A 15,808-nucleotide genomic window follows, 5' to 3' on the forward strand; every position below is an offset into this window, starting at 1 on the left:
CTTCATGGATCGCGCCGGGACTGGCCTGGCGCCCACGCCGGGACCAAAACATGAAACAGACAGAGACACAGCAGCAGGCCGCCTTCGACTATCACGAGTTTCCGACTCCCGGGAAAATCTCGGTCGTCGCGAGCAAGCCGCTGGTGACGCAGCGCGATCTGGCGCTGGCCTATACGCCCGGCGTGGCGAGCGTGTGCGAGTCGATCGCCGCCGATCCGCTGCAGGCGCACCGCTTCACGAGCCGCGGCAACCTGGTGGGCGTGATCACGAACGGCACCGCCGTGCTGGGCCTCGGCAACATCGGCCCGCTCGCGTCGAAGCCGGTGATGGAGGGCAAGGCCGTCCTGTTCAAGAAGTTCGCGGGCATCGACGTGTTCGACATCGAGATCAACGAGACCGACCCGGACAAGCTGATCGACATCATTGCCGGCCTCGAACCGACGTTCGGCGGCATCAACCTCGAGGACATCAAGGCGCCGGAATGCTTCACCGTCGAGCAGAAGCTGCGCGAGCGCATGAAGATTCCCGTCTTCCACGACGATCAGCACGGCACGGCCATTACCGTTTCCGCCGCGTTCATCAACGGGTTGAAGGTCGTCGGGAAATCCATCAAGGAAGTGAAGGTCGTGACGTCGGGCGCCGGTGCGGCCGCGCTGGCGTGTCTGGACCTGCTGGTCGACCTCGGGCTGCCGGTGGAAAACGTGTGGGTGACCGACATCGAAGGCGTTGTCTATCGCGGCCGTACCACGCTGATGGACCCGGCCAAGTCGCGCTTCGCGCAGGAAACCGATGCGCGCAAGCTCGCCGAAGTGATCGGCGGTGCGGATGTGTTCCTGGGGCTGTCGGTCGGCGGCATCCTCACGGCGGAGATGCTCAAGCAGATGGCGGCGCGCCCGCTGATTCTCGCGCTGGCCAACCCGACGCCGGAAATCTTCCCGGAACTGGCGCATGAGACGCGCGACGATGTCGTGATCGCGACGGGCCGCTCGGACTATCCGAACCAGGTCAACAACGTGCTGTGTTTCCCGTACATTTTCCGCGGCGCGCTGGACGTGGGCGCGACGACGATCACGCGTGAAATGGAAATCGCCGCGGTGCACGCAATTGCCGGGCTGGCCGAGGAAGAGCAGAACGAAGTCGTCGCGGCGGCCTATGGTGCGTACGACGTGTCGTTCGGCCCGCAATACCTGATTCCGAAGCCGTTCGACCCGCGCCTGATCGTACGGATCGCGCCGGCCGTCGCGAAGGCGGCGATGGAAGGCGGCGTGGCGACGCGTCCGCTCGCGAATCTCGATGCGTACGTCGAGCAGTTGCAGCAGTTCGTCTATCACTCGGGCGCATTCATGAAGCCGCTGTTCGCGACCGCGCGCCAGCTGGTGCGTGACGGCGGCAAGGCGCGGATCGTGTTCACCGAAGGCGAAGACGAGCGGGTGCTGCGTGCGGTGCAGGTGATCGTCGACGAGAAGCTGGCTCGGCCGATTCTGGTCGGACGTCCGGAGGTACTGCTCGCGCGCATCGAGCGATTCGGCCTGCGTTTGAGACTCGGTCAGGATGTCGAAGTAACCAACCCGGAATATGACGAGCGCTTCCCGCAATACTGGACGAAGTATTGGGAACTGCGCTGCCGCGACGGTATTTCGAAGGAAATGGCGCGCGTGGAAATGCGCCGCCGCCTGACGCTGATCGGCGCGATGATGGTGCAGCTTGGCGACGCGGACGGGATGATCTGCGGGACGGTGGGCGAGTATCACAATCACCTGCGGTTCGTGGACGAAGTGATCGGCAAGAAGCCGGGTGCTTCGACTTATGCGGCGATGAACATTTTGTTGCTCGATCAGCGGACGGTCGCGCTGGTGGATACGCACGTGAACGACAACCCCGATGCGGAGCAGATCGCGGAATTCACGATCGCGGCGGCGCGGCAGATGGAATGGCTGAATCTGACGCCGAAGGTGGCGCTGCTGTCGCGGTCGAATTTCGGGTCGGGGAGTGCGGCTTCGGGCGTGAAGATGCGCCGCGCGCTGGAGATCGTGCGCGAGCAGGCGCCGGATATCGAGGCCGATGGTGAGATGCATGGCGACTGCGCGCTCGATGAAGGGCTGCGGGCGAAGCTGCTGCCGATGTCGCCGTTGAAGGGGGCGGCGAATTTGCTGGTCTGTCCGAACGTGGATGCGGGGAATATTGCTTACAACCTGCTCAAGACCGAGGCGGGGAGTAATGTGGCGGTGGGGCCTTTCCTGTTGGGCGTTAATGCTCCCGTGAACATTCTTACTTCCAGTGCGACCGTGCGGCGGATCGTGAATATGGCTGCTTTGACGGTGATTGAGGCTAATCGGGGTGTGGGTGGTTGATTGAGTGACGGGGGCGGTTGCGGCCGCCCTTCGGTTGTCGGCATTCGGCTGAACGGACGGTCGACAGTTTTGCTCGGATCGCCGACAATTGCAGCTATTTTAGGCAGCTGAACAGATCCATTTATGAGGACAGCCGTGTGGATTCTCCTCGCGCTAGCCATCGCCTCATGGGGAGCATGCGTGGTACATCCAACCGATACCGTCCACTTTGGATGGATCTGAACGTTGTTTGCGTCAGCAACTGGCTTCGTGGCAACGCTGTCGAGCTATTTGACGGAAGACGAAGTCCGTGCTCGCGGTGGTACGACCATATACAAAGCCGAATCGCCTATCAAATTTCTCTTCGCCTACGCATCGGTCGGGGGGGCTCGCCGTCGTTGCGCTGATAAGCATCCTTGGCTGTCTGGACCGATTTGGCCAGTGACAGCCTCGCCCAGGAGCGGGCGGTCGACATGGGGGCATAGGTTGTTGTTGATCCTCCCTATCGCTAGTGCGGAGTTGTACTCACTTGCGGCCCGTCATGTCGGTGAAAGGAATCGATAGCAACGCTGAGCTGCCCGGACCTGTTGCGGATGAGGTACACGTGATACCGGTCAGGTAATTCCGGTAGCGACACAGGTTCTTCGTTCCAGTAATCATCCTTGAAAAAAGTCGGTGATGAATAATCGAAGTTGTGGTTGCGAGAAATATCGAACCGTGCCTCCCCAAGGTCAGGCGTAATGGTTATACCCCACACATCCAAGCGAGTCCCTTCCCGTTTCGACATATCGTGCTTACTCCAGAAGTCCGGGATCTTTGTCCTGGAATAGTCTTCGGCGAGGGCGATGGCATCGGGAATAGCGGCCCATATATCGGCCAGGATTTCGTCGGCCTTACCGACGCATTCCAAGCAATCGGGACGATGACGGCATCTCACCCAGACCAACCTCTTGCCGATTTGATATTCCGACCGGAAGTAGCCTCCACCATCGGAAAAGACGCCTAGTGGCCGATGGTCTCTGAGTTTCTCCATGCCAATTATCCTTCGCGAATTCCGGTCGCTGCATCTAGCGGATGGGTAAAAGTGCCATGGTAACAAGTCTGCATCGCATGTTCGAATGGCTGTTTAGGTGAATGCCGCGCGACCGCTTCGGGTCGCAAGGAGCCTTTCGCCCCGGCTTCACACGGCCACTCGATGTTGCACGGGGTTACTTGCAGACATCGTCGAACGGCATGATAGCGAGATGCCGTGTATCACGACAGCATGACTGCGCAATCAAACTCAGGCTTCCCGGAACGTGTGACCGCGACTGCCGGCGGTGCAAGTGCGTCCCGGGCGAGTAGACATCTATCGGCGTGCAGCTTCACGCAGCGATGCAACTGGTCGGTCCCGAACGGCGACCTGATGGCGCGTTATACCCATCGCGCCGATATCGCGGGCACGACGCGATGATCTATCGTTTGAGGCGCTCACGCTGCTGCGAGCAAGTATCACGCTCGCCTCGACGCGTTTTATCGAGCATCCTATCTTCCCCGTCGAGCGAGCCGGCGCCGAGGTGTGAGACGGGCATTTGCTTCAGGTAGCGATGCTGCGCGTGCTGAAAAGCCTGGATATCAGATCGATCTGATCCAGTTGTTCAATCCACCATTTCGACGCACGTCCTGCCTTATCCTCGCGCCAGCCGAGGTAGCAGTTTGTGTGCGCCCGCACGCCTGTTACCTGGCGCTCGACGAGCTTGCCCTGCCGTATCAACTCTTCGGCGACGGGCGCGGGCAGCATGCCGACGGCAATGCCTTCGCAAAGAAGGTCGATTTTGGCGGCCAGGTTCGGTACGACGATGACCGGTTGTCCGTCGCGAATGGCCACCGATCTCGGCTCGAGGTCACGCGATGTATCGCTGATGACGACGCCGCGGTGACTTGAAATTGCGCCGTTGTCGAGTGGCTTTTCGTTCGCGGCAAGCGGATGATAAGGCGCCACGACGAAAACGTGACGTAACAGGCCGATCGGCCTTGCTGCAATGTTTGGCGCGTGTGGCGGCTCTCCCGCGGCGCCGATCGCGATATCCGCACGCCCCGTCACAAGCGCGTCCCATACGCCACCGAGCACTTCGGTCGATAAACGGAGCCGTGTCGTCATCTTCAGTTCGTAGAAAGCACGCACGTACGGCCACAACGAAGGCAACGGAAGAATCTCGTCGATGCACAGCCTGAGCTCAGCCTCCCAACCCGCATGGACACTTCGAACCTTGCTTTCCAGATCCTGCCCGGCTCGCAGCAAACGACGACCATCCTCGACGAGCAGTCGCCCCGCCTCCGTCAACTGCGCACGCCGGCCGCTGCGATCAAACAGGGCGACGCCAAGATCAGCCTCCGTCTTTTGCACCAGGTAAGTCAATGCAGACGGTACGCGATGAAGCAGCGCGGCCGCTTCCGCGAACGTGCCCGCCCGGTCTATGGCATCGAGCACTTCGAGAACTTCAAACGACAATTTCAAAGCGATTACCTGTTAGATACGCCTCTGATGATCGACGCAGCCTGGGGTGCCGCTTGGTCGAGACTTCCCTCGCGGCTGCGGCCACTTAGCACGCCCGCCGTCGTGGCTCAGGCGGTTGCGGGGAGCGCCATTTTCGCAGCCGCCACGACGCTTTGCCACTGATTCCTCGGATCACGCACGTCGGCCTGGCTGGACTTTGGGGCCACTGATACGAGGTGTTCAGGAACGAAAATCGGGCACAAGTCTATCAACGCCGGAAGTCAATCCATTCGGATTCGAAGGGCGGCAGCGGGATGGCGGCGACCACGTCCGGCGCTATTCGGCCGGTCATCCGCAGCATTCGTTCGGCGCACTCCAGATGTTTCACCCAGAAAAATGATACTTTCATATCCATGGATTATCTTTCATTGGGTGGAAGATTAAGTGGACAGACTGGAAGCCATGTCGATCGTGCTGCTCACGATCGAAAAAGGTAGCCTCACTGCGGCCGCGAAGGCCTTGAATATGCCGCTCCCGACCGTCAGCCGGAAGGTCACGGAACTCGAGGAGTACCTCGGCACGAAATTGCTGCATCGTTCAACGCGTAAGCTGACCTTGACCGATGCCGGCCAAGCTTACGTCGAGTCCGCCAAACGCATCATGGAAGACATCGAGGAAATCGAACGAGCGGCGGCTGGCGAGTACACCACTCCACGAGGAGAGCTTGTGCTCACCGCGCCGGTGCTGTTTGGCCATATGTACATCTTGCCCATTGTCACGGACTTCCTGGCGGCCTATCCCGAGATCAACGTCCGGTTGGTTCTCTCCGATCGGAACCTTCATCTCTATGATGACCACGTTGACATGGCAGTTCGCATCGGCACATTGCCGGACAGCAACATGATTGCAACCCGTGTTGGCGCTATGGATACACTGGTGTGCGCTTCGCCGGACCTGCTAGCTGCGCACGGCAAACCAACACACCCGAGTGACCTGGAAAAGCTTCCGTGCGTTGTCTTCGCAGGCCCTTCCACCGCAACATGGTGGTTTCGGGATCCGGCGACCAAACGTAATTTCAACGTCAACATCATTCCGCGCCTGTCCGTGACCACTGCTGAGGCTGCGGTGGAGGCGGCGCTCCGTCGTACCGGTTTGACGAGGGTGTACCGCTACCACTGCGATGCCGCGCTCCGCACAGGGGAGCTTGTCCACGTCCTTCCGAAGTTCGATGTCGAGTCTATTCCTGTCAGTCTGATCCACGGAGAGCGCGGGCTGTTGCCGCTCAAGATGCGGGTCTTCCTCGACTTCGCAACCGACCGGCTGCGCTCGGCCATGTCGGAGCTGGGTAAGGGCTGACGGGCGTTCGCTCTACCTAATGTGCCTCTTTCCAATTCCTCGATACTTTCACTGAATGGAAGGCCGGTTCTCATAAACAGCCAATTATTGTTTTGGGTGGAAGTCACTACTATCTCTCCTACCGAAGCCACGGTGGCTCGGATTAACGGAGAAATCTCATGGCCCGCCTTGCAATCCCCTCGAAAGAATCTGCTCCCGCCAAAGCGCAACCGATCCTCGCGAACTACGAAAAAGTTCTCGGCGTGATCCCGAACTTCTTCGCCCTGATCTCGCAATCCCCCGATGCATTGAAGGCGATCGCCGACATGCACGGTGCGCTCGGCAAGAGTCTCGGTCACAAGACCCGGGAACGCATCCACGTGATGACCGCTGAAGTGAACGGCTGCAACTACTGCCTGTCGGCGCACACCTATCTCGGCGCCAAGCTGCAAGGGCTGACGCCGGAAGACATGGAACTCAACCGCGACGGTCATTCGACCGATCCCAAGGCCGACGCCGCGCTGCAGTTCGCCTACAAGATCGCCACGTCGCGCGGTCACATCGACGACGCGGATGTCGATGCCGTGCGTGCTGCGGGTTACACCGACGAGCAGATCGTTGACATCGTTGCCGAGACCGCGTTCAGCTTCATCACCAACCTCTTCAACAACACGTTCAAGACCGACATCGACGCGACGTTCCCGCCGCTTCAGACCCGGGCCCGTAAGGCCGCCTGAAGTCCGGGCGGACTGGGCGCCATATGAAGCGTCCGGCTGCCTGGTCTCGATGGCTGGTTGCTCCGTTCTGACCACGCGCAATTTTCCAGGCGCGCGTGGTTGGTCGGAACACGTCTATTGATGCAATACGCTGGATTGTCGTGCCGGACGGACGCGGCGATTCGTGAAGGAACAGTCGATGTCCCGCTTGCACATCTCTACGCGAGACGATGCTCCAGTCGAGAGTAAGCCGATGGCCGTGAATGTCTTCACGAACTACCTCAACGAAGTCGCTAAAACCCCGATCGACTTCCCCATCGTGGCCGACCTCGGCCCATCGACCGTAAGCAGCAGAGGCCGATGAATCATGGACCATCCGCGCTTCGTAGATCCGCGTATAGCGAAGGGACGAGCAAGATCCATTTCAGACGCGACGTCTCGGTTCACGTTTCTCAGGGTATTTGACGGCGCGATAAAGCGGGTATCAAAGCAATGGCGACCCGGGATGAGCGGCAGGAAGGCATTCCGCTACATGGAACGTGTGCTGAAGCCAGAACTCGACAAGCACCTGGTCACGTTTCCGCTGATACGCCTTGGCGAAATGACCCTGTACTGCGGATTGTTCGAGCAACGTGGCGCCACTGGCGGGCTGGATTTCTTCTTCTTTGTCTGTTCGTCAGCTGCTCGGCCGGAAGACGGTCTCATGTACCGGATCGAGGTTAGCCAGCATGCGACGCAACGGATCATTCAGCGGACGGGCCTAACTGGCGAGGACGAGGTTCGCACACGCCTCTACACCGCCATGGCGAATATTTACTGGTTGCAGCCGTGGATCTACCGGGAGAAATGGTTGCAGTTGGGCCTCGCGTGCGAAGAAGGCGTATTTGTTGGTGAAGTGCGAGACGACTGCTACAGCATCAAGACGTTCATCCCGGCGATCGACAACGGCAGGCCGTCGCGATGGCGCGATTTACACGCCGACCTGTGGTCTCAGATTCAGCAACGCGTTCCCCGCGACAAGACATACGAAGCAGATCAAAGCTCGATTGGCGACTGGTACTTCTTCGCGGATGGACTGACACGGCGTCATCCTTTTCTGCTGAAGCCTTATGTACCCGGACAAGATTATCTCGACGCGGCATGGGCGAGTCGTCCGGTTTGATGCTTGAAATATTTAAAGGATAGCCGCAATGCCGAATGCTGCGTGCGACAACAGACAGTTCAGGGCGTACGATTCGCCGGCCGATGCCCTATGTAGCCTCGAGAGTCGCCGGACGCTATCAGAAGGTGACGATGGGATCTACTCCGCAGCGTGATCCCTGGCGTCCTTCGAAAGTTCGAGCAACGCGGCCATGGCCCGCTTATATGGCCCGAGATCGCTGTTTGCCGCCTGCAGGATGAGCGCTCCTTGCAGACGAGCAACCCAGTCCTCCGCGAAATGCCGCGCCCGTGCCGGCGACATGCCACTTTCACGGGCCAAAGCTTCGATGGCGTCGATCCAGTGCGAAAACGCCAGCAACAAACCCTGTTTCGCGACCGAGCCGATATTGGCCGTAGCGAGTTGACCGAGCACGCAAGGGGCGCGCCCACCGACGTACATCTGGTCCAGCGTGGCCACGATTTTGCGAATGCGGGCTCTCAGCGTGCCGGACGATCGCGCCGCGTTCAGGATTTCGCTGTCGATTACCGCTGTCGCGCGCTCCAGCACAGCCTCGGCCATCTGCTCCTTTCCCTCGGGGAAGTGGTGATAGAGGCTCGACTTGCCGAGACCGGTTGCGCGTGACAGATCGGTGATCGACGCACCCTCGAAGCCACGGTCCCGGAACACCGTGAACAGCCGGTCGATGATTTCGTCCTTCGATGCCTGAGCAGTGGCCATAGGTCTTTTTGCTTCCCCAAAAAGTACTGATCGTTCGGTACAGGTGGAATGGTAAGTTGCCTTGCCCGTTAAATCAACCCTTGACGTCCTCAGTTCGCAGATGTACTGTACCGATCGTTCGGTACAAGAAGTTCCGGCCGACGCCTCTTTCCGTGATTCAGGAGATTTTCGATGTCCACACTCGTGACGTATCAAACCACCTCCGTCGCCGATCGTCGTACCGGCTCGGCCCTCAATCTGTTCTATCGGGAAGCCGGCCAGAAGGACGCACCCGCGGTGCTGCTGCTGCACGGTTTCCCGACTTCGAGCCATCAGTATCGCGGGCTGATCGAGCGTCTCGCCGACAAGTACCGGGTGATCGCGCCGGACCTGCCCGGTTTCGGTTTCTCCGACGCGCCAGAAGCGAAGACGTTCGGCTATACCTTCGACCATCTCGCGGAAGTGATCGAGAGCTTTACCGACACGCTCGGCCTGACGCGCTACGCACTGTACGTTTTCGATTACGGCGCGCCGGTGGGCTTCCGTCTGGCTGCGTCGCGCCCGGATCGCGTATCCGCACTCGTCTCGCAGAATGGCAACGCGTACGAGGAGGGGCTGAGCGACGGCTGGAATCCGATGCGTGCTTACTGGCAGGACCCGTCCGATGCGAACCGTGAGCAACTGCGCGGTTTCCTCACGGCCGGCACCACGCAGTTCCAGTACCAGCATGGCGAGGCGGATACGTCGCATATTGCGCCGGAGAGCTACACGCTCGACCAGCACTTCCTCGACCGCGCGGGTAACGACGAGATCCAGCTCGACCTGTTCGGCGACTACAAGGCGAACGTTGCAGCCTATCCGCGCTTCCACGAATACTTCCGTGCGCATCGTCCGCCGACGCTGGCGGTGTGGGGCAAGAACGATCCATTTTTCCTGCCTGCGGGAGCCGAGGCATTCAAGCGTGATATCCCCGATGCCGAGGTGCATTTTGTCGATGGCGGTCATTTCCCGCTCGAATCGCATCTGGACGAAGTGGCCGGCATCATTCGCGCGTTCTTCGCCCGCACGCTGGACGTGGCGCAAGGTCAGGCGCTGTTTGGCGCACTGGACGACGTGTCTGCGTCGGCGGAGGCACAGCCGCTGTTCGAAGCGATGTGCGGCGTATTCGGTTTCGTGCCGAATCTCGGCCACGCGCTTGCCGTCGAACCGCCGGTGCTGTCGGCTTACCTGCAGTGGCTCCATGCTCTCGGTGCGACGTCCCTCGATGCGATCGCGCAGCAGGTCGCGATGGCGGCCGCGAGTCGCGTGAATGCCGCGGACTATGGCGTGGCGGTCCACGCGACGCTGGCCAGCAAGCTCGGTGCTGCCGCTGACGTGGTCGATGCGCTGCGTACTGGCAGCGCGCTTGCCGATCCGAAGCTCGAAGCGGTGCGCCAGTTCGCGACAGCCATCGCATCGAAGCGCACGCAGGTGTCGGATAGCGACGTGAACGCGCTGAAGGCGGCAGGCTTCGACCGCCGCGCGGCGGTGGCGATTGCGATGGCCGTGGCCGGCAAGACGCTCGTCAACACGGTCGCGCACCTATCGAAGATCGAGATCGATGCAGGTTTCCTTCCGGACGTCGTTGCCTAACCTGCTGCGCCGGGGCGGCAGTCAATGGCCGCCCCGCAGCGGCCTTGAGGATCGAGAGCATGTCGGGTAATCAGTTCAATTACGAATCGAGCGACGTTCACGCGCCGCTTGAAATGCCGGTCGGAAGCGGTCGGCGCGACAATCCGTTGTCGCTTGCGGCAGGGCTCGTTTGTCTCGTGCTGATCGGTGTCAATCTGCGGCCGGGCATCGTATCGATCGGGCCATTGCTGGCGTCGATCAGCCAGGCTTTCGGACTGTCGCATACGGAGGCGTCGCTGCTGACGTCGATCCCCGACGTGCTCATGGGGCTGCTGGCATTGCCGACACCATGGCTTGCCCGTCGTTTCGGGCGCGATCGTGTCATTCTGGCGGCGCTGTTCGTACTGTGCGCGGCAACGTTGGGCAGGGCATTCGCAGGCTCCGTCGCGCAGCTTCTCTTGTCGACGGCCGGCGTCGGCGCCGGCCTCGCCGTGGCGAGCGCGCTCGTGGGCGGATTCATCAAGGCCGCCTATCCCGCACGGGTAGCGCTGGCAATGGGCGTGTATGCGGCGGCGCTGTCGTTCGGGTCGGCCGTTTCTGCTGCGGCGAGCAGCCCGCTTGCTGCCGTGTCGGGCTCATGGCGTTTCGGCGCTGGCGTCTGGGCCATTCCGTGTCTGCTGGCGATCGGCGCATGGGTCTTCATCGAACGCCGCCAGCAGACTCACGCGAAAAGCGCGTCGTCGCGCACTCGTCACTACGGGTTGCCGTTGACGTATTGGAAGGCATGGTTGATCGCGTTATTTTTCGCTTGCGACAACTTCCTCTTTTACAGCCTTGTTACGTGGATCGCGCCGCTCTACAGGGAGCACGGCGTGGATGAAGCAACGGCGGGGCTGATCCTCGCGAGCGTGCCCGCGGTCTTTGTCATTGCGACGCCATTTGCGGGGCTGTTCAGCCGCAAGGTCGATCGTCGCCCGGTGCTGGCTTGCTTCTCCGCGATGTCCGCGGTTGGACTGCTCGGCTTGGCGATCGCGCCATATGCTGCGCCGTTTCTGCTGATTCCGCTGATCTCCTTCGGCATTGCCGGCGGCTTCGTCCTCGGCATGACGCTGCCGCTCGACAATACCCGCGATCCGGAAGAAGCCAATGTGTGGAACGCGTTCATCATTACCGTGGCTTATCTGATCGCGGCAACGGGGCCGCTGCTGGTCGGCGCGCTGCGCGATCGGACGGGCAGCTTCCATGCGCCGCTGTGGCTGCTGGCAATTGTTGGAGCGGTCATGCTCGCGCTGACGCCTTTTCTTCAGCCCAAGAAAATCGAGCAACCCGGCTTCTAATCACGAAAATCCGCGCTTTGATGATGGCTTCGACCATGCTTGCGATCAGTTTCGCTGTCCGCGCCGAGCCCGTGCCGTCCACATCGGAGACGACTTCGCATCATCGCGTGGTGGATAGGCAAACGTCGATATCTAGCTGTCGCTTGAATAACCAATGAATGTCCACTTTAAGGCGCGTGGATCGTCCGCTTCGGGTTGCGGATTCAACCCGTCGATGCAACACACTTGAGGCTGCATAGCAGCAAGGAGTGTTGCAATGAAACAGAGACGGCGGATCTACTATACAGACAGCCAGAAGGCGGTAATGTGGGAGCGCTGGCGCAAGGGCGAATCGCTGCAGCAGATCGCCCAGCTGGGCTGACCACCCATAAGAACGGCAAACTATCGATGGGACAAAATGTCCGATGCTGTAAGTGTGACGGTGAGCGGCTGCTATCGGCAAGTTCAACGGTCTGTTATGGGGCGATAACGATCGCATCATTCCGTTGCCCTGATCGGGTCGTGCGACCTGCGTCATCGAATGCGAAGAAATATCCCCGCTTTTTCGGGAAGTACGGACGGCTGGAAGCCATAGCGCTCGTAAAACTTTGGTGTCCCATGTTCCGCCATCAGACTGACGGGACCTGTAGCGAATTTGCGGTGCTCGATGAACATCGCTAGCTCAGACTAACCTGGTTGACGAACGACAGCCGCTCGGCATCGCGCCAGATTCGGCTGTCGATGATTTCATCGACCATCTCGAGAACCATCCGCTTCCCTTCAAGTACCGCTTGCGAGTGCGCGCGCGCCGTATTTTCACAGAGCGCCCAAGTGATGTAGGCGCCCCGGATCGGACTCCACGAAATTGAATCTTCCCAGCACGCGTTGCCGCTGACCGCGCAGCATGGCGTCACGGTGTCCGCGATTCCCCGCCGAGCGAGGTCCATCGAGAGATGCATCGCGTCGAGCTCGAACAGGATATCGAGTTCGAAATTGCGACGGATCATCGCGTGCTCGATGGTCGAGCGGATGACATTCTGTTTTCCCGCCAGCGCGAGTTTGCGATCTCCGAGGCGCGACAGCGGCACCGCTTTGTCGGGCCTCAAGCCGGTATCCTTGGCGCTCACGAGAATCAGCGGCTCCCGAACGAGTGGGGTATGGGCATAGCCCTGCGGCGGCGACGCTTCGAACGGGACGATGGCGAGGTCCAGCATGCCGGCATGCATGACGTCACGAAGCTCGTGGCTCACGCCCTCGTGAACACGAAGCCTCACGCGTGGAAAGTCGGCGACCAAGCGCGCCACGAAGTTCGATGTGAACAGATTGCGCCAGGAAGGCGCAATGCCTATCGCCAATTGGCCCGCCGCGCGGTCGCCCACCTGCTCGACCAACGATGTCAACTGACGAAGAATGGGCCGCGCGCGCTCCACCAGTAGTCTGCCGGCCTCGGTCAGCTGAACGCCACCCCGCGTTCGCGTAAAAAGCTTCGCGCGAAGTTGATGCTCGAGCAGCGCGATGTGGCGCGACAACGCCGGCTGGGAGAGCCGCAAGTCAGTTGCAGCCTTGTTGATACTGCCGAGTTCGGCAACACGCAAGAAGTACTCGATAAGGCGGGAGTCCACTGGCGCCTCCGTGCGTTCCGGTTGGGTCTATCGCAAGCAGAGCAAGCATAACGCCGTTATTCAGTAGATGGATAACAGCCATAAAACGTCCGCATTATCGGGATAACGATGCGCTCGGTAGCATTGAAGTCATCGCATACGAGGTCGTCTGCCGCAACGGTCGGAGGACAGCCCCGTATCGGGAGCATTTCATGAGCCTGTACCCCGGCGGCGAGGAGGCCGCGATCGCCGGATTCGTCAGGGAGGAGGGCGGACAGTGACTGCGACAACCACGGCCCATACAAGCTGGAGCGCGCATCGCGGATGGGTCGCGCTCGCCGTCGCCTATCAATGGTTCTATAACGGCGCCAATTTCCTGGCTTTCAAGGTTGCCGGGAACGCGTTGCATCCGCTGTTGGTGGCGACATTGCGCTTCTCGTTTGCGGCGCTGATCGTGCTGCCTTTCGCGCTGGCTCGCTGGCGTCGGTCGCCTGTGTCGATTCGCGAGTGGGGCGGGGCGACGTTGATTGGCGTCACCATGCTGGTGGCCAGTCAGGCACTCGCGATCTGGGGGACGCATTTTCTTCCGGCAGGCGTGGCCGCGGTATTCGGTTCGTCTTCGCCGCTCTTCCTGGCGTCGTTTGCATGGGCCGTGTTTCATCGGCCGTTGACACGCCGTCAGATCGCCGGGGTCGCCATTGGCTTTGCCGGTCTCGCGCTGATGGGCTGGACGTCTGCTAGCGGCGGCGACTTTCGGCCGATGGGCGCGGTGCTTGCGCTCACCGGGACGGCGGCCTGGGCCGCAGGATCGCTGCTTGCGCCGCGACTGGCGTTGCCTCGCGATCCCGTGATCAGCCTCGCGCTACAGCTGGCATCAGCCAGCGCGGTGCTCGGTGCGATCGTCGCCGTGTCGGGGATCGCTGCCACGACGCACCTTGCGCGCGTACCGTCGGCGGCATGGGCCGCGCTTGCGTTTCTCGTCGTGGCGAGCACGCTGATCGGTTACGCCGTGTTCCTGACGCTCAACGCGCAGGTCTCGACGACGCTCGCCAACACCTTCAACTATGCCGCGCCGGTGATCGCGCTGTGTCTCTCGGCGCTCCTGCTGCACGAACCGTTGACGCGCGTGAAGCTGATTTCCGGCGGCATCGCGTTGGTGGGTGTGGCGCTGATGATCGATCGCAAATAGCGCGGCGAACGACGGGCTTTTCACCTTCAGCAGACCTCTGAAATCGACTGGAGCCTTGAATCATGACGGAAACATCTCGACACCCGCTGGTACCACGCACGTTCAACATGAATGGTCAGTCGACGCGCTATCTCGAGAGTGGGTCGGCCGAGGGACCGCTGATGTTCTTTCTGCACGGCTGGCCGAGCATGAGTTTGATGTGGCGCGCCCAGATGGAAGCCTTCGCCGCCGACGGCTGGCGCTGCGTCGCGCCGGACCTGCGCGGCTACGGCGGCTCTTCTGCGCCTGAAGCGACTGACGCCTACACCATCGAGTCCGCCGTGGCGGACATGACCGAACTTCATGATTACCTCGGCGGCGCGCCTGCGATCTGGATCGGTCACGATTGGGGGAGCGTCGTGGTCGCCGAGTTGTCCGCGCATGAGCCACGGCGCAGCCGTGGTGTGGTGCTGACGTCGCTGGCCTATCAACCCGACGGGCACGCACTGAGCACGGTCGTTCCACTGGTCGACCGGGCGATTTATCCTGCCGACGAGTATCCCGATGGTCAGTGGGATTACTACCGCTACTACATGACGCATTTCGAAGCGGCGGTCGCGGACCTGGATGCGGACCGGGCGGCATCGCTGGCGTCGATTTTTCGATCGGGCAACCCTGATGGTGTCGGCAAGGTGTCACCGAATGCCGTCGTCACCCGCAATGGAGGGCGTTTCGGTGCCGCGCATCGTGCGCCGCCGACTCGCCCTGATCCGGCTCTGTGGCCGCCGGCGGACTTTGAAGCGCTGGTAGCGTCGTTCAATACGCATGGCTTCCGTCCCGCCTGCGCGTGGTATCTGAACGACGAGGCCAACATCGCTTACGCGCGCAACGCGCCGCATGGCGGCCGTCTCTCGCAGCCGGTGCTGTTCGTCAACGGCGAATTCGATCAGATCTGCAGTATCACCGGAAATCGCCAGGGCGATCCCATGCGTGCGGCATGCGCAGACCTGACGGTGACAACGATGCCGGCTGGACACTGGTTGCCGCTGGAGTGCAAGGCACAGCACATCGAGGTTATCCGTGCGTGGCTTCGGAGCAGAAATCTTTGAGGCAGTGAGACATCGCTCGGGCTGGGTGCAGCGACTCGCGTCTCATGGGCGGTGCAAGGGGAAGGGTGGCGAGCTAAAAGTGCGCAGCGGATATCGACCCCGTTCATTTTTCAATTTTTCTTCAAGTCATAAGCGGACGCAGGGCTTAGATGGTTCGATAAGGCGACAACGAAGCTATAGAGCGCGATGTTTGGAGTGGCCTGAGACAAAACATTATGTATCAATTGCTACCTTGAGAATTTTTCCTATCTTCACCACTTTCGTGTACTCGGACAGATTTAACAGTTG

At 60.8% G+C, this 15,808-nt stretch carries 13 protein-coding genes; 8 read left to right on the forward strand and 5 right to left on the reverse strand.

Annotation, left to right across the window (positions count from 1 at the left end):
• Positions 1-50: 50 nt before the first annotated feature.
• A complete protein-coding gene (locus CFB49_RS17775) occupies positions 51-2,351 on the forward strand; it encodes an NADP-dependent malic enzyme (protein ID WP_089435961.1) in 2,301 nt (766 codons plus the stop codon).
• Positions 2,352-2,838: 487 nt separating this feature from the next.
• Here the strand turns inward: CFB49_RS17775 and CFB49_RS35755 are convergent, their stop codons facing one another.
• The 3 genes from CFB49_RS35755 to CFB49_RS36365 all read right to left on the reverse strand — a co-directional run bounded on the left by CFB49_RS35755 (position 2,839) and on the right by CFB49_RS36365 (position 5,221).
• Entirely contained in the window at positions 2,839-3,363 is a 525-nt protein-coding gene (locus CFB49_RS35755; protein WP_069618955.1) for a hypothetical protein, read from the reverse strand.
• A 543-nt stretch (positions 3,364-3,906) separates the two neighbouring features.
• On the reverse strand, positions 3,907-4,827 hold the full coding sequence (locus tag CFB49_RS17785; protein ID WP_089491915.1) for a LysR family transcriptional regulator: 921 nt from the start codon (positions 4,825-4,827) through the stop codon (positions 3,907-3,909).
• A gap of 247 nt (positions 4,828-5,074) precedes the next feature.
• Complete coding sequence (locus CFB49_RS36365) at positions 5,075-5,221, reverse strand: hypothetical protein (RefSeq protein ID WP_179234918.1); 147 nt, start codon at positions 5,219-5,221, stop codon at positions 5,075-5,077.
• Positions 5,222-5,250: 29 nt separating this feature from the next.
• On the opposite strand from CFB49_RS36365, the gene CFB49_RS17790 reads away from it, so the two are divergent.
• The 3 genes from CFB49_RS17790 (at position 5,251) to CFB49_RS17800 (ending at position 8,019) form a co-directional block, all read left to right on the forward strand.
• Positions 5,251-6,162, forward strand: coding sequence for a LysR family transcriptional regulator (locus CFB49_RS17790; RefSeq protein ID WP_089491916.1), 912 nt, complete (start codon positions 5,251-5,253; stop codon positions 6,160-6,162).
• A 158-nt stretch (positions 6,163-6,320) separates the two neighbouring features.
• Positions 6,321-6,878: a carboxymuconolactone decarboxylase family protein gene (locus tag CFB49_RS17795; RefSeq protein ID WP_089491917.1), complete on the forward strand. Its 558-nt coding sequence runs from the start codon at positions 6,321-6,323 to the stop codon at positions 6,876-6,878.
• Positions 6,879-7,362: 484 nt separating this feature from the next.
• A complete protein-coding gene (locus CFB49_RS17800) occupies positions 7,363-8,019 on the forward strand; it encodes a hypothetical protein (protein WP_089491918.1) in 657 nt (218 codons plus the stop codon).
• 138 nt (positions 8,020-8,157) lie between these two features.
• Here the strand turns inward: CFB49_RS17800 and CFB49_RS17805 are convergent, their stop codons facing one another.
• Positions 8,158-8,736 (reverse strand): TetR/AcrR family transcriptional regulator, encoded by a 579-nt coding sequence (locus tag CFB49_RS17805; RefSeq protein WP_089491919.1) that lies wholly within the window; start codon positions 8,734-8,736, stop codon positions 8,158-8,160.
• A gap of 171 nt (positions 8,737-8,907) precedes the next feature.
• Between CFB49_RS17805 and CFB49_RS17810 the strand changes: the two genes are divergently transcribed.
• Both CFB49_RS17810 and CFB49_RS17815 read left to right on the forward strand, forming a co-directional pair.
• Complete coding sequence (locus CFB49_RS17810) at positions 8,908-10,347, forward strand: alpha/beta fold hydrolase (protein ID WP_089491920.1); 1,440 nt, start codon at positions 8,908-8,910, stop codon at positions 10,345-10,347.
• Between the two features lie 59 nt (positions 10,348-10,406).
• On the forward strand, positions 10,407-11,663 hold the full coding sequence (locus CFB49_RS17815; protein ID WP_212195516.1) for an MFS transporter: 1,257 nt from the start codon (positions 10,407-10,409) through the stop codon (positions 11,661-11,663).
• A 656-nt stretch (positions 11,664-12,319) separates the two neighbouring features.
• On the opposite strand, the gene CFB49_RS17825 is transcribed toward CFB49_RS17815, so the two are convergent.
• A complete protein-coding gene (locus CFB49_RS17825; RefSeq protein WP_089491921.1) occupies positions 12,320-13,264 on the reverse strand; it encodes a LysR family transcriptional regulator in 945 nt (314 codons plus the stop codon).
• A gap of 256 nt (positions 13,265-13,520) precedes the next feature.
• Between CFB49_RS17825 and CFB49_RS17830 the strand changes: the two genes are divergently transcribed.
• Positions 13,521-14,432: a DMT family transporter gene (locus CFB49_RS17830; RefSeq protein ID WP_089491922.1), complete on the forward strand. Its 912-nt coding sequence runs from the start codon at positions 13,521-13,523 to the stop codon at positions 14,430-14,432.
• 62 nt (positions 14,433-14,494) lie between these two features.
• The gene (locus CFB49_RS17835) at positions 14,495-15,520 is read left to right on the forward strand and encodes an alpha/beta fold hydrolase (protein WP_089491923.1); all 1,026 of its coding nucleotides are present in this window, start codon (positions 14,495-14,497) and stop codon (positions 15,518-15,520) included.
• Positions 15,521-15,808 lie beyond the last annotated feature (288 nt).

Origin of the sequence: Burkholderia sp. AU17457 (assembly GCF_002223255.1) — a bacterium.
GTDB lineage: Bacteria > Pseudomonadota > Gammaproteobacteria > Burkholderiales > Burkholderiaceae > Burkholderia > Burkholderia sola.

Bases quoted from the DNA above. Each gene is read 5' to 3' on its own strand.
- CFB49_RS17800 (WP_089491918.1), top strand. From the start codon at position 7,363: ATGAGCGGCAGGAAGGCATTCCGCTACATGGAACGTGTGCTGAAGCCA.
- CFB49_RS17810 (WP_089491920.1), top strand. From the start codon at position 8,908: ATGTCCACACTCGTGACGTATCAAACCACCTCCGTCGCCGATCGTCGT.
- CFB49_RS17805 (WP_089491919.1), bottom strand. From the start codon at position 8,736: ATGGCCACTGCTCAGGCATCGAAGGACGAAATCATCGACCGGCTGTTC.
- CFB49_RS17795 (WP_089491917.1), top strand. From the start codon at position 6,321: ATGGCCCGCCTTGCAATCCCCTCGAAAGAATCTGCTCCCGCCAAAGCG.
- CFB49_RS17835 (WP_089491923.1), top strand. From the start codon at position 14,495: ATGACGGAAACATCTCGACACCCGCTGGTACCACGCACGTTCAACATG.
- CFB49_RS17775 (WP_089435961.1), top strand. From the start codon at position 51: ATGAAACAGACAGAGACACAGCAGCAGGCCGCCTTCGACTATCACGAG.
- CFB49_RS36365 (WP_179234918.1), bottom strand. From the start codon at position 5,221: ATGGATATGAAAGTATCATTTTTCTGGGTGAAACATCTGGAGTGCGCC.
- CFB49_RS17815 (WP_212195516.1), top strand. From the start codon at position 10,407: ATGTCGGGTAATCAGTTCAATTACGAATCGAGCGACGTTCACGCGCCG.
- CFB49_RS35755 (WP_069618955.1), bottom strand. From the start codon at position 3,363: ATGGAGAAACTCAGAGACCATCGGCCACTAGGCGTCTTTTCCGATGGT.